Origin of the sequence: Idiomarina seosinensis (assembly GCF_003987275.1) — a bacterium.
In the GTDB taxonomy this organism is placed as follows: domain Bacteria; phylum Pseudomonadota; class Gammaproteobacteria; order Enterobacterales; family Alteromonadaceae; genus Idiomarina; species Idiomarina seosinensis.
On sequence record NZ_PIQF01000003.1, the window covers coordinates 85,043 to 99,042 of the forward strand.

A 14,000-nucleotide genomic window follows, 5' to 3' on the forward strand; every position below is an offset into this window, starting at 1 on the left:
TTACGATCCTTGGCCAGATGCGTTAATCTGGCCATTATTGGAATTAATGGTGAGGAGGCAGCATGGGAATGAACCGTGATAATTGGCCAAAGCGGATAATTGATTCACATCTACATATTTATGATGATCAGTTTCCGTTGATTGAAAACCAAGGACACATCCCAGAGCCTTTTTATATCGACGATTACCGTAAATTGGTAACAGGCATGCCCGTAGAGGGTGGCGTTATAGTATCCGGGTCATTTCAGGGCTTCGAACAACGTTACCTAAAAGCCGCTCTGGAAAATCTTGGCGACAACTACGTGGGCGTTACACAGTTACCAGGTAGTATCAGCGACGAAAAAATAATGCAGTTAAACGAGCATCGTATTCGTGGTGTTCGGGTTAACCTAAAACGAGGTGTTCACCGCGACATCGACGGTATCGTCGAATTTGGTCAGCGCATTTGGGACTTAGCCGGCTGGCACCTGGAAATCTATGTCGATAGCCGCGAACTTGACGATATGGTTCCGACCTTATTGAAGTTACCAAAGCTCAGTGTTGATCATCTGGGTATGGCAAAATCTGGCTTGTCGCAGGTACGTCGACTGGCCGAAGCTGGTGTTAAAATTAAGGCCAGCGGCTTTGGTCGTACCGAAGTTAATGTCGCAGACGCCGTTAAAAGTTTGTACAAGGCAAACCCCGACTGCTTAATGTTTGGCACCGATCTTCCCGGGACACGAAGCAATCGCTCATTTGAGCCAAGCGATATTAGTATGATGGTAAAAGCACTCGATGATGACGATGCCGTCGATAAAGTGTTCTACCAAAATGCTCAAGAGTTTTATAAACTGCCTTAATTGGCCGTCACTAATAAGAGTGGTACTGGGTGTCAGCACTGTCTTCCCATACAAAATTAAATAGATGGATGGCGATGATTTTCATCGCCATTGCTATTTTAGGGCTTGCCGTCTCCTTTTGGTTTTCGGCCAGTCAGACCATCTCCCATCAGTCTGAAAAGCTAGCTTCTGCATGCGGTAAAATAGACAAAGAAGTTGCCCAACTATTTCCCAGTAATGACTTCCGGCAAGTAAGAGTCGGTAATCCCGATTTACTACAACAACAAATGTATCGGGTAACATCGACAATGTCCGGCACCGAAGGTGGCTTCTGGCATATCAACAGCAAGTTTTTTGGTTACTCATTTCCTACCTATTTGGGCAACGATATAAAAAGTGGCGTTCCCGAAGCAGAAAAAACGTTACTAAGCTCTTTAGCGCAACGCAGCCTCGAACAGCGACAAATCACTTTGTCGGTGCAGCGTAATGATAGCAACGCTCTTATCGGTGTGGCCTGTCCGGTAACAACGCATGAGGGGCTATCGGCCTGGCTGATGCAACGTACCAGCCTGGTACCTCTGTCTTATACGCTATTATCCGTTGGCCTATTTTCCATCATTCTGGTGCTGTCGGTTATTAGCTTAAGCCGCACCATCGTGTTTGAGCGCAGTTGGTATAGCGAACGCGACCGCCTGGTGAAACAAGCCGAAGATGAAACTAAGCCAGTTCCGGTCACGTCTGGTATTAACGAGATTCAGCCGTTACTGATGCTGCTGTATCAATCGCGGCAAAAACGGATTAACTTGGAACGATCGATTTCTTCTTTGGAAGCCAAGTTAAGCCGAAACCATGAACTTTCAGTCGTGGCCCGCTTAGCAACGTCACTGGCGAGAGAGCTCCAGTTGCGCTTAAAAGCTGCAAATACAGACAACAAAGAGTTAGTAATTGAGCAGATTCAGCAGTTGCTGCATTCTTATATAAATCTGGATCTGCGCCATCGTAGTCACAGCGGTGCCGAACAAATTAATGTGAAAGACTGGCTTCAACAAGTGGCGAGCTATCATCAGCATAATTCAGCCGGAGATCAGCAGTCGATCAATGCAATATGCACCGAAGATTTAGTACTCGAGCAAAACTATTTGTTACTGCGCTACGCCGTCGATGTGTTTATCATGCAAGCTGTTACCTTTGGTCCCAAGCATGGCGAAGTATTGCTGAAGGCTATTGAGCGTGACAACAAGTTAATTATCGAGATTGTCGACGAGAGTGAAGGCCTGACTAAAGACGAAGAGCGGCGGATGTTCCGACAAGACGACGTGCTGCCAGAAGCCTATGGAAAAGGCTTGAAACCCGTTCGAGATGCACTGCAAAGTATCGGTGCAGAGGTCAGTTATCAAGCAGATGGCGAAAACTCTCGATTTATCTTGCAGATACCGATGACAAGCGACTAAAAAGTTCGTATAATTTGCGCCGCTTTTCAAGCAATCCAACCTGTATATGGCCCCTTAGCTCAGTGGTTAGAGCACCCGACTCATAATCGGTTGGTCCGCAGTTCAAATCTGCGAGGGGCCACCATTTTTAAGGGCTATTTCTGAATAGCCACCACCAACTTAGATTCCTTTATAACCTTACCGTTTTATCAATTATCTTCTACACTTATGTTAAGTTTTAACAGTTAACTTTAACCAACGGCTAGTTTTAATGACTGACAACCGCGACAAGCAAATTAGCGAAGCTCGGTTCCATAAGCTCTTTGATGATACACAAGCTATGTCTATTCAGGGCTATCGTGTCGATGGCACGGTTGTCTATTGGAATGCCGCTTCAGAAAAAATCTACGGTTATTCCACTAATGAAGCGCTGGGGAAAACGCTTTACGACCTAATTATTCCCCATGAGATGCGTGACGAGGTTAAGCAAGCAGTCGCCTGGATGTTTCAGCATAAAGAAGGCATTCCGCCAGCGCGGCTTAACCTGCGACATAAAGATGGTAGTACTGTTCCTGTATACTCAAGCCACACCGTTGTGTCACTACCATACGATGAGCCCATTATGTTTTGTATGGACGCAGATATGCGGGCGCTTGAAATGGCAGAGGCAGAGGTGCAGCGACTTTCGTACTACGACCCGCTCACCGAACTGCCTAATCGGCGCCTAATGCTTGAGCGTATTGCGAGTATGATGCGCAATGCTAACGGCGAGAGAGCGGTTGCTGCATTACTTATTGTTGATATTGATAACTTTCACAGTATCAATGAGAGTCTTGGTTACAGTTATGGTGACCGCGTTCTGGTGAGTTGTGCAAGATCGCTGCAGTGCTTTAGCTCAACTGCAGATGACTTGGCTCGTCTGGGCAAAGATGAATTTGCCATCTTACTGCCATGCTCTGCTATGTCATTTGCTGACGCTGCTGCAGAAGCCGAACAACTGGCCACTCAGATCCTTCGCGTGCTGGAAGAGCCCTTACTGTTAGAACAGCGCACTCACCAACTGAATGCTTGTGTCGGCATCACCCTAAGCCAGTGCCCGAGCGACTTAGCAGGTGATGAATTGCTACGCCAGGCGGATATTGCATTAAAAACGGCTAAGCGGTCTAAGATCAATACTATTAGTTTCTTTGACCAGGAAATGGAGGTTGCAGTAAAAGAGCGTTTACAACTGTCACAAGCTCTTAACCATGCCATCGAAAATCAGGAGTTAAGGCTGGCTCTGCAGCCACAGGTTAATCAAAAGAAGCAGGTTATAGGTTTCGAAGCTCTACTGCGTTGGCAGCACCCTAAACTGAACACGATATCACCGAACGACTTTATCCCGATTGCTGAGGCTACTGGCAGCATTATCCCGATCGGCGATTGGGTACTGGAAAAAAGCTGTGAAATGCTTGTGCAGTGGGCAACCAATAAAGCACACGAGCATCTAAAAATTTCGGTCAATGTCAGCCCCGTGCAGTTTCGTCGAGGAGATTTTGTACAACGGGTAGAAGAAATTCTTAAGCGCACCGGTGCCAGCCCCCATAATTTACGTTTTGAGCTAACAGAAAGTCTACTGGCCGAGAACATCGACTTTGTTATTGCACAGATGGAGCGGTTGCGCGGGTTAGGGGTTTCTATCTCTTTGGATGACTTTGGTACTGGCTATGCTTCCTTGGCTTATCTTACCCAGTTGCCGCTGGACGAGCTTAAAATCGACCGTGCATTCGTTAGCGACCTGGATAAAAAGGGTAAAGGCGAACTGTTAACCGAGACTATTATTAGTCTTGGTCGTAGTATGAACCTTGACGTTGTCGCTGAGGGCGTTGAAACGCATCAGCAGTTTCAACGCCTGCAGGATATGGGGTGCAACTATTTTCAGGGGTTCCTGCTTGGGGAACCACGTACTGATGTTTCAGGTTATTTAGAGTAAACTTCCCTAAAAATAAGTTTCACGGATTTGTTCTGAGATTTTAATCAGGCCCAGCTGCATGTCGTCAATAAACTCGTGCAAACTTTCCTGTTTTAACGACTGAGGTTTGGCTTTTAATAGCTTTGCTTGCAGCGTATCAATAGACTTAATCGCATCATCGTGGTGCGGTAATTCCTGCAAAAATACCTTAACCTGCTTCAGGGTATGTGCCAGAGAACGCGGAAAACGGGATTCTAATAATAGGAATCTCAGCACATCGGCCCGGTTAATGCGCAGGCGCAATTCTCGCCGGTACATCTGGTAGGCAGACATGGATTTAAGTACCCCCATCCACTGAATGTTTTCAAAAGCCGATTGTTCAAGATCCAGCTCAGGAAGCAGAGAAGCTGACCGTACGTCGATAATTCGGGTGGTCATGTCGGCGCGTTCAAGGTTACGACCCATGCGCAAAAAGGCATAGCCTTCATCGTGTGTCATAGTGCCTGCTAGCATGCCAGTAATGGTCTGATTGGAACGAATGACATCAGTCAAAGACTCGTAGCGATGGCGTCGGCCAACCAGCGACTGGCAATTCTTAACGGCTGACAAATATAAGGTGTTGATCTGCTCCCAGCTCTCCCGTGGAATAATTTCTCTGATTGTGCGGGCGTTCTCCCGGGCCTGGGTGAGCGAGCTGATAATAGATCCCGGGTTGTACTTATCCGTGACCATATACTTGACCACGCTGCGTTCGTCGGCTTCCTCGTAGTGGTTATAGAACTCTTCTCTTACCGACAGGATGTCGATAATGGGTTCCCAGCCAAGTTTAACCGTTCGCGGTAAATCCATTAATAAGTGCGAGTTCACGTTGATTACCCGGGCGGTGTTTTCTGCCCGCTCCAGATACCTGGACATCCAGAATATATTGCTTGCTACGCGTGACAACATGATTAAGCCTCCATATCCACTATCCAAGTATCCTTACTGCCGCCACCCTGAGACGAGTTGACCACAATAGAACCTTTGCGTAATGCCACCCGAGTCAGTCCACCGGTGGTCACCTGAATATTTTTTCCACTCAGCACAAAGGGCCTTAAATCCAGGTGCCTGGGCTCTGCCTTGTTTTCAATTAGGGTAGGGGCGGTAGACAGCATCAGCATTGGCTGCGCCACGTAGTTACGCGGGTCTTTGCGGACCAGGCGTTTAAACTTTTCACACTCAGCTTTACTGGCGTGAGGGCCAATTAACATGCCGGCACCGCCGGATTCATTGGCGGGCTTAACCACCATTTTATCTATGTTTTCAATCACATAATCGCGTTCATCCTTGTTAATACATTTATAGGTTGGAACATTAGGAATGATAGGATCTTCGTTCAGATAGTAACGAATAATATCGGGAACAAAGGCATACACGACCTTATCGTCGGCAACTCCGGAGCCAGGAGCATTGGCCAGCGCGACATTGCCTGCCTTCCAGGCGCGCATAAGACCAGGAACGCCGAGCAGCGAATCGGGATTAAATACCTCCGGGTCGATAAAGTGATCATCAACCCGCCGATAAATGACATCTACCCGAGCCGGGCCTTCAATAGTGCGCATATACACGACGTCGTCATCGTCGACCAACAAATCGCGGCCTTCAACTACCTCGGCGCCCATTTGTTGGGCTAAATAGGCGTGCTCAAAATAGGCTGAATTGTAGATGCCTGGCGTTAATATCACGATTTCCGGCTGTTCAATGTCTCTGGGCGATAGTTCACACAGCATGTCATAAAGATGAGAGGGGTAATCGTCCACCGGTAAAATATTATATTGCTCGAACATCTCAGGGAAAACGCGCTTCATCACTTCTCGGTTTTCCAGCATATAAGAGACCCCGGAAGGAACTCGCAAATTATCTTCAAGTACGTACACAGTGCCATCATTATCTCTGACCAAATCTGAGCCGCAAATATGCGCCCATATTCCCAGTGGTGGGTGAACGCCTTTGCATTGGGGTAAGAAGTTTTTAGATTTTTTCAGCAGGCTGGCGGGGAACACACCATCTTTGATAATTTTCTGATCGTTATAAAGATCATCAATAAACATATTCATGGCTTTGACCCGTTGCTTCAGCCCAGCCTCTATCTGTTGCCATTCCTGCTTGTCGATAATTCTGGGGATAATGTCAAACGGCCAGGCACGATCGATAGACCCTTCGTCCTCGTGATAAACCCGGAAACTGATGCCCATGACATGGATAGCAGATTCTGCTGCAACCTTATACTCTTCAAGGTTTTTATCCGTTAAGCTGCGTAAATAGCTGCATATGATTGCCGCCGCTGCGCGTGGTTTGCCGGACGCCCGTAAAAGTTCATCGTACAAGTTGTTTACTTTATAGCTTCCCCAGCGAATGGTCATGTGCAGCTCTCTTGTTTATTTTGTAATCACTTATAAACATAGCGGTTTTTGAATGAAAAATACAAAACTGTTTGTTTTTGTTGGTACTTAGTTAGAGAATATGGATAGTTTAGGCTCGACTAGAGCCGGTATCTTTGGAGTGTTTTGTGACCTATTGTTTGGCTATTCGTGTGAACAAAGGCTTGGTTTTTGCGTCGGATTCGCGCACAAATGCAGGCGTAGACTATGTAGCTACCTACAGTAAGATGTATCGGTTTGCCTGGCCGGGTGAACGCAGTATTGTGCTACTTTCGGCGGGCAGCCTGGCGACCTCACAGGCAGTGGTTAACGCCATAAATTCAGACTTAGAAGACCCCGATGCGCCATTTAATTTGCGCAAGGGCAAACATCTATACGATGTTGCCAGTTATGTCGGTAATTTGAGTCAACAAGAGCAGCAACAACATGCGCCGGCATTGGAGAAAAGTAATGCCAGCGGCGAAGCCAGTTTTATTTTGGGTGGACAAATCGACGGTAAAACCTGTGAAATCTATATGATTTATCCGCAGGGCAATTACATCAGTGCGTCGGACGATACCCCCTATTTGCAGATTGGCGAAAACAAATATGGAAAGCCAATACTGGATCGTATTATAACGCCAAATACTTCGCTGGAAGACGCTGCCCGCTGTGCCATGGTATCGCTGGATTCGACGGTGCGCAGTAATATTAGCGTGGGCTTACCGATTGAGCTGGCCATTTATACGAGCGACAGTATTGAAGAGCCTTGGCACAATAAATACAGCGCCTTCAGCCCTATGTATAAATCTCTGCAAAAACAATGGAATGAAGGTTTGCGACAGGCTTTTTCTGGCCTGCCACGATTCGATTGGGAAAAAGAGAATTAAGCCTAGTCAGTATAAGCGTCGCTGATAATCTTGTGCACAAAACGCAGTTTATCGGTTGCGATATTGGAAATAACAAAAGGATAAGCGTCGTCCACGCCCATGCTGCGGTTAAGTGCGTTTAACACTGCTGTTAGTCGGCACCAGTCGTTATAAAGCTGATTAAAATGCGCTTCGCTTTTGGCGTCGCCAGTTTCCGGTAATTGTTGCAAAGGATTGATTACCTGATGTGAAGACACGCTGAAATCAAAATTACTGGCAGTTTCCAGGGTATCCACCATGTGCAGGTAGTGGGCCCATGTTTCTGCCCAGTCTTCCCAGGGATGCATACTGGCGTAGGCACTGACCCAAACTTTATGCCAGTCAGCAGCCGGACCATGCTCGTAATAATTTTGCAGCGCATAGGTATAATTGAGTCGCTCATCACCAAATAGCTCACGGAACTCAGTTAACCAGTGGCTGTTCCGCACTAGCCGATCCCAGTAGTAATGTCCCGATTCGTGACGAAAATGCCCGACAAGGGTGCGATACTGCTCGTTCATTTCCTCGCGCATTTTAACCCTTGAGCTATGTTCAGCCTCTTTCAGGTCGAGTGTAATAATGCCCGCATTGTGACCCGTGGTGACGAAGTTTTTAACGGTAAGCTCATTGCCAAACTCGTCTTCTGTTTGATCTTCAAGAAACTCAAAGCCCAGGCCATGTTCTGGATCCTGCCGTCGCGATTTTACCGGCAGTTTTAGTTTGTAAATGGTATAAAGCAAACGCCGCTTGGCATGCTCCATACGGAACCAAAGTCGCCGGTTATCTGGTTGATCCAGGTTTGGAATAGTAAGGGTTAATTCGCAGGACGCACATAAGTCACCTTGTTCTTCAACGGGTATCATCCAGTTGCAGACATCTTGTATCGAATAATTTTTGCACTGACGATAGAGTCTGCCGTTGGTAGCGGCGCGCCAAACTCCCGCTTGTTGCTTGGTAAAAGCACTTAGCTTCTTGTCGTCTGGCATAAAACCCAACATTAGCCCACAACTGACACAGCGGGTGTTAGCAAAATGCAGAGTATTACCGCATTGACATTCGAAGGTTCGCATAATTTGGTACCAGCAATCAGATGCTCATTAGCAATGAGCGTTCATTTTATGCACTACTTTAGCACGATACTGAACAAAGAGTTTGCTTAGCAATTGGTAACTACTGTATTTCTGCCTTGCTCTTTGCCTTCATAAAGAGCCTCATCGGCGGCTTTGATCCAGGTTTCTAAATTATCTTCGTGCTCTGTAAAGCTACTGACACCAATCGTTGCTGTGATAGTTAGAGAAGTGCCCTGATGCTCTAAGGTTTGGTTGGCAATCGCTTCCCTCAGCCTTTGGGCAGCCCGTTCGGCCTGCTGAATGCTAAGTCCGGGTAGGGCAAGTGTAAATTCTTCGCCGCCCCACCGGGCGACAAGATCTTGATCTCTTACGCAGTCGCTAATCGCCTGGCTGACTGCTTCTAAGGCGCGGTCACCGACGTCATGACCGTATTCATCGTTAAATTTTTTGAAATGATCAACATCGATAAGAAGTACGCTGAGTGGCTTGTTGTCTCTTTTATGCTGCTTTAACAGACGCTGGAAACTCGTTTCAAACCCGCGCCGGTTTAGCAGTCCTGTCAGCGGATCCGTTTCAGAAAGCTTTTGCAGTTTTCCATTGGCAACTTTGAGCTCGCGCGTGCGTAAAGCAATTTCGTTTTCCAGGTTTCGATTGGCACGTTCAAGTGTTTTGGTGCGCAAACGGATGACGAAGTATATAAACAGAATGAACAGCAATATGGCCACTAAAAGTACCCAAAAGCTATACCACCAAGGGGCTGCAACAACTAATGACAACGTCAGCGGCTCGGCACTTTCTATACCCTGGCTATTTCGACCCTGAACTCTTAATTGATAGACGCCTGGCGACAGTGCGCTAAAGTTAAGTGACAGGTTATTGCTCCAGTCACTCCATTGATCGGTTACGCCGGCTAGTTGGTAGCGAATTGCATTTTTGTCGGGAGCCCGAAAGTCGGTGACGCTAAATGACAGGGTCAGTGTCTGGTAGCCCTCGGGCAACTCCAGACGTTTTGATGCCAGCGCAAATTGCTGTGTTACGTCTTCATTGTCCAGAGCTATGGCGGTTAATGCGATGTTAGAAGCAACTTCCCGGATTTCGATTTGGCTGGGGGAAAATGAACGAGCGCCATCCATACTACCTACGGTAACTTCGTCTACGGCTGAGCTATCAATCGAATGTTCTAGAAAGCTGCTTGTTGAAAGCCCTTCTGCTTCGCCTAATGTAATGATTTTATTGGTGGCTAGATCTAATCGAGCCAGGCCGTGCGAAGTAATTACCCAGAGGCTGCCCATTGTGTCTTCGGCCAGCCCCAATACTCGGTTTGAGGGAAGCCCGTCAGCCTCAGTAAACTGCTCGGTCTTACCGGTCTTAGTATCGTACATCCATAAGCCGCTATCGCTGCACAACCAAACTGTATTTGGGGCAAACGAATCAGCGCAGAGTAAGGTTGTGTCGTTAAAAGGACCTTCGGCTGCTGATGGCTTGGTCAGGTTAAGCAGTCCAGAGTAACGGGTAGCGCTATAGACGCCGGAGTTTTCAACAGTAACAATAGAGTAGGCTTGATCGCCGCGCAGCTCGCCAAAGGTTCTGTCTTGCCAGGAAAACACTTGTGATGAGAGTTCGTAGCGAACAATACCCTGACCCCATAAGCCAATTAAAATGGCGCCATCAGCAAGCTCATGTATTGCGGTGACTGTATTTTCCTCGAGACCGAGCTGATCTTTGATACCGGTAAAAGGTTCTAACTTTGGGTACTTTGTATCAGTTTTAAATAGCTCCTCGTTGGTGCCAACCCATAAATTGTCTTGGCTGTCTGTAAGCAGCACATTCACATCGCGTACCGCATGTTCCTTCGAAAACGGGAAAAAATGCCAACTTTGGCTTGTCGCTTCTCGTTTGTAAATTCCCTCGCTGCTAGCCAGCCACAAGTCATTATTATCCGAGTAATGCACGGCTTGTATGGGGTTATCAATTGGCTCAGGGCCCGCTTGACCTTCTGTTGCTGCCAGGGGATTAAAGAAATTAGTATAAATACTGATGCCCTGAAACAAACCCTGACCGCGAGTGCCAATCCATAAAGTTCCGGTTTGGTCAAACTGCAGCGAGCGGATATCAATATTCTTAAGATCGGTCCACTGGTCGTCTTTCTTTATAAAGGTTTTGGCTTTGGTATCGACCCGATATAACCCTTCGCTGGCACCAACCCACAGCGAGGAGGAGAGTACATTACTGTGCTCATACACGATATCGTTTACACGCAAACTGGGCGGGGCGTTGTCGCTGCTGAACGTTACCGGTTTAAAAGCATCGGCTTCGGCGTCAAAGTAAAATAAACCTTGATCCGTTCCTGCCCAAAGCGTGTTATCTATTTGTTTAATCGTGCGAACTTCGTTGGTGCGGTTTTGGCCAATATTCTTTGGATCAATAAAGTACTGCTTCCAGGTTGTTAATTCCGGTGAGATTTTAAAAACGCCCTGAGAGGTCGCCACCCATAATGCTGAACTTGATTCCGTTATCCACCAAATTCTTAAGTTGTTGAGTGGGTGTTGCTGATCCAGAAATTTAAACGCTAACGACTGAGTTACAGTCTCGTTGGCGTCAATATACTGCAAACCATCCAGCGAGCCGACCCAGAGACGACCGCTACTGTCCTTGAACAGCGTTTGTACCCGGTCGTTTTTTAGGCCTCTCGCATCGTCAGATTTTTTGAATTGAAAGGCTTGCTGCGTTTTGGAGTTCCATGCGGCAAGGCCATGTCCCCAGGTAGCGGCCCAAATCATATTGCCGTCAATCAGTAGTTTAGAAAAGTCAGGCGCATCGACTGACGGCAGGATAGTGCTTGTCCAGCGGGTAAATTGTTGACCATTGTAGCGGAGAATACCGTCGGTATCGGTTGCCAGCCACAATAAGCCGTGGTCATCCAACGCTAATTGGTAGACAGAAGCCTGCCGCTCAGCCATGTTTTGCGCAACACGAGAAAACTCCTTCTGCTGGATGTGGGTGCTAGCGTTGGCAACTAAGCTTGTAAAAACGAAGATTGTGAGGGCAATAAAATACTTTTTCATAAATTTGTGTTTAATAACTGCTCAGCTGGAAGCTTACGCTAGCGCATTCATTTAAACAATATAGATAATCTTTAATTTGACGTTGCTCAGGATTCTAACCTCGCTATCTTTGCAAAGTTGTTATAGCGTAATTCCACTAATAAGCTTTATTGAGGATAACGATGAAACGCTATTTAACCATTGCGCTGGCCGTTAGTTGTCTAGCCCCTGCTCAAGCTGAAGAAACGCAAACCACCGTCAACGCTTACACGGCAGGTTACAAAGCAAACTTTACCTGCAGTGCGACCTTTAACGGCAATAAGTCGAATCCACAAATTACTGAGGACGAGTTAACGGGTATTTACTCGCTGGTGGCAGAGTATATTCATACCCTGGATAGCTTTGTCGATACCACTAATCGTTGGGTTCGGGTTGAGTACGACGGGGGCAAGCGAGCCCGCTATTCGGTCTGGCGTCCCCGTTTAGGCTGCGTGGACTTGCCGGTTGGTGCTACGCAGCAAGACATTGAAAAAGTCTATAAGCCATTTACCGAAAACACTGCCGCTCAGGCGGATTCTGGTGAGCCCTGGCAACAACGCAACGGAGTGAACGAGTCTACGGGAAATAAGTCACTGGATACCGTTATCGAGCAAGCGTTTAGCAAACATTATGGCGACGGTGCACGTACTTCAGCCATTTTGATTGCAACACCGGATCAGATAATTGCCGAGCGTTACAAAGAAAACTTTACGCCCGAAACAGCGCAGCGGACATGGTCAGTTGCTAAAAGCATTGGTGCCAGCGTTATTGGAGCGGCGGTGCAGCAGGATATTGTTAAAGTGGATCAGCAAGCGGGTTTGGAAAACTGGTCCCACCCGTTGGATCCGCGTCAGCATATTACTCTCGAAAATTTGCTGCACATGGCTTCGGGGCTGGACAGTAACCAAGCGGGTAATCGCACTGATCGAGTCTATATGGGCGGGGGCCTGGTGAGTGATACGGCAACGCAAACGGCATTAGAGGTTGAGCCGGGTACGCGTTGGAAGTACGCCAATAACGATACCATGCTGGCACTGCGTGTGCTGCGGGAGTCAATCGATAACACAGAGACTTTTGTGCATTTCCCCTACCAATCGTTGCTCGACAAAATTGGCATGCATCATACGTTTTTAGAAACCGACTGGCAGAGTGATTTTATCTTATCCTCACAAGTTTGGACGACATCCCGTGACTTAGCCCGATTAGGGGTTTTGCACTTACAAAATGGTGTGTGGGAGGGTGAACAAATCTTACCCAAAGACTGGTTAAGCTATATTAGCAAGCCTGCACCCGCGCAGCCACCTAAAGGGGCGCCTGGCTATGGGGCTCAGTGGTGGCTATATAATGAGCGCTTTCCGGAGCTGCCTAACGACACTATCGCTGCGCGTGGCAACCGTGGTCAATTTTTACTGGTTATTCCAAGTGAGAATTTAGTGGTGGTTCGCCGTGGCTATGATTTAGCCGGCGAACAAGGCTTTAGCGAGCATGATTTTACCCGTGACGTGTTAAAAGCGCTGAAACAATAATAGCAATTGAGTTCACTTTTAAGGGTATTAGAGAGACCCAGCCCGGGGCTCTCTAATACCTTACATTGCTTAAAAGTGGTAGCTACCTCCAAGCCCAAAGTAACTGCTGTCACTGTCGGCGAACGTATAATTAAGTCCCAAACTGGCGTTAGCGGTTAGGTAGTAGCGTGCGGTCAGGCTAAGTTCCTGATCACTGGTGTCAAACACATCGACGTGGCGAACGTTAGCGTCAATTTCAAACAACTCGGTCAGCTTTGAGCGCACACCGAGTTGCAGGTTCCAACCGGTATCATCGTCGTTAACCGACAGTGCCGAGCTGCTGGCCTGACTGTCTACCCAGGTTACTCCTCCCGACGCGTAAGCGGTAAAGCTGTCGTTGGCGTAAAACTTGTAGCCTAAGTTGGCATAAAGGTTAGAGGCTTCAAAGTCGACATTAATGTTGTTCACAGTCAGGTCGTCAGACGCATAGAGATAATCCACACTGATAAGCCAGTTATTGGCCAGCGCAGAGCTTTCGAAGTCGATTGCAAAGCCACTAGCACTGCCACCGCTAGTGTCCAGGTTAACGTAACTAATTCCAGCGTTGTCAAAACTGGGAGCGTTAGAGGCTGCATGACTAACAGCAGAGGTAGTGGCGGCAGCAATGCAAATTGCAGACAGGGCAACAGCTGATAACGTTTTTTTCATAACCATCCTTAGTTGAGTAAAAACGTGTTAAAGAGTAACTGTTGTAATGATAAAAGGCCCGATTTAATAGCTCCTGCTGGCGTAAGACAAATCATTAATTGTAAGCGCTGACGCATAATATGATTTAA

10 protein-coding genes and 1 tRNA gene are annotated in these 14,000 nt (G+C 47.3%); 6 read left to right on the forward strand and 5 right to left on the reverse strand.

The genetic code is table 11. From position 1 onward, the window contains the following. Positions 1–68 precede the first annotated feature (68 nt). The 4 genes from CWI81_RS09555 (at position 69) to CWI81_RS09570 (ending at position 4,220) form a co-directional block, all read left to right on the forward strand. Positions 69–839, forward strand: a complete 771-nt coding sequence (locus CWI81_RS09555; RefSeq protein ID WP_241970413.1) for an amidohydrolase family protein — start codon at positions 69–71, stop codon at positions 837–839. A gap of 29 nt (positions 840–868) precedes the next feature. Next, positions 869–2,269 carry a histidine kinase gene (locus CWI81_RS09560; RefSeq protein WP_126785100.1) on the forward strand — a complete coding sequence of 467 codons (1,401 nt, stop codon included), beginning with the start codon at positions 869–871 and terminating at the stop codon, positions 2,267–2,269. A 48-nt stretch (positions 2,270–2,317) separates the two neighbouring features. After that, positions 2,318–2,393: transfer RNA gene (locus tag CWI81_RS09565), tRNA-Ile, on the forward strand. A 126-nt stretch (positions 2,394–2,519) separates the two neighbouring features. Further along, complete coding sequence (locus CWI81_RS09570) at positions 2,520–4,220, forward strand: putative bifunctional diguanylate cyclase/phosphodiesterase (RefSeq protein ID WP_126785101.1); 1,701 nt, start codon at positions 2,520–2,522, stop codon at positions 4,218–4,220. Positions 4,221–4,226: 6 nt separating this feature from the next. On the opposite strand, the gene CWI81_RS09575 is transcribed toward CWI81_RS09570, so the two are convergent. Further along, complete coding sequence (locus CWI81_RS09575) at positions 4,227–5,147, reverse strand: alpha-E domain-containing protein (RefSeq protein WP_126785102.1); 921 nt, start codon at positions 5,145–5,147, stop codon at positions 4,227–4,229. Positions 5,148–5,149: 2 nt separating this feature from the next. Continuing rightward, on the reverse strand, positions 5,150–6,601 hold the full coding sequence (locus tag CWI81_RS09580) for a circularly permuted type 2 ATP-grasp protein (RefSeq protein WP_126785103.1): 1,452 nt from the start codon (positions 6,599–6,601) through the stop codon (positions 5,150–5,152). Between the two features lie 146 nt (positions 6,602–6,747). Here CWI81_RS09580 and CWI81_RS09585 point away from each other — a divergent pair, with 146 nt between their 5' ends. Next, entirely contained in the window at positions 6,748–7,488 is a 741-nt protein-coding gene (locus tag CWI81_RS09585) for a proteasome-type protease (RefSeq protein WP_126785104.1), read from the forward strand. Between the two features lie 2 nt (positions 7,489–7,490). Here the strand turns inward: CWI81_RS09585 and CWI81_RS09590 are convergent, their stop codons facing one another. Together CWI81_RS09590 and CWI81_RS09595 are read right to left on the reverse strand one after the other, a co-directional pair. Next, positions 7,491–8,576: a zinc-binding metallopeptidase family protein gene (locus tag CWI81_RS09590; protein ID WP_126785105.1), complete on the reverse strand. Its 1,086-nt coding sequence runs from the start codon at positions 8,574–8,576 to the stop codon at positions 7,491–7,493. An 86-nt stretch (positions 8,577–8,662) separates the two neighbouring features. Continuing rightward, entirely contained in the window at positions 8,663–11,641 is a 2,979-nt protein-coding gene (locus CWI81_RS09595) for a ligand-binding sensor domain-containing diguanylate cyclase (RefSeq protein ID WP_126785106.1), read from the reverse strand. A 161-nt stretch (positions 11,642–11,802) separates the two neighbouring features. Between CWI81_RS09595 and CWI81_RS09600 the strand changes: the two genes are divergently transcribed. After that, the gene (locus CWI81_RS09600; RefSeq protein WP_126785107.1) at positions 11,803–13,185 is read left to right on the forward strand and encodes a serine hydrolase domain-containing protein; all 1,383 of its coding nucleotides are present in this window, start codon (positions 11,803–11,805) and stop codon (positions 13,183–13,185) included. Positions 13,186–13,254: 69 nt separating this feature from the next. On the opposite strand, the gene CWI81_RS09605 is transcribed toward CWI81_RS09600, so the two are convergent. Next, complete coding sequence (locus tag CWI81_RS09605; RefSeq protein ID WP_157983304.1) at positions 13,255–13,872, reverse strand: porin family protein; 618 nt, start codon at positions 13,870–13,872, stop codon at positions 13,255–13,257. Positions 13,873–14,000: the final 128 nt, after the last annotated feature.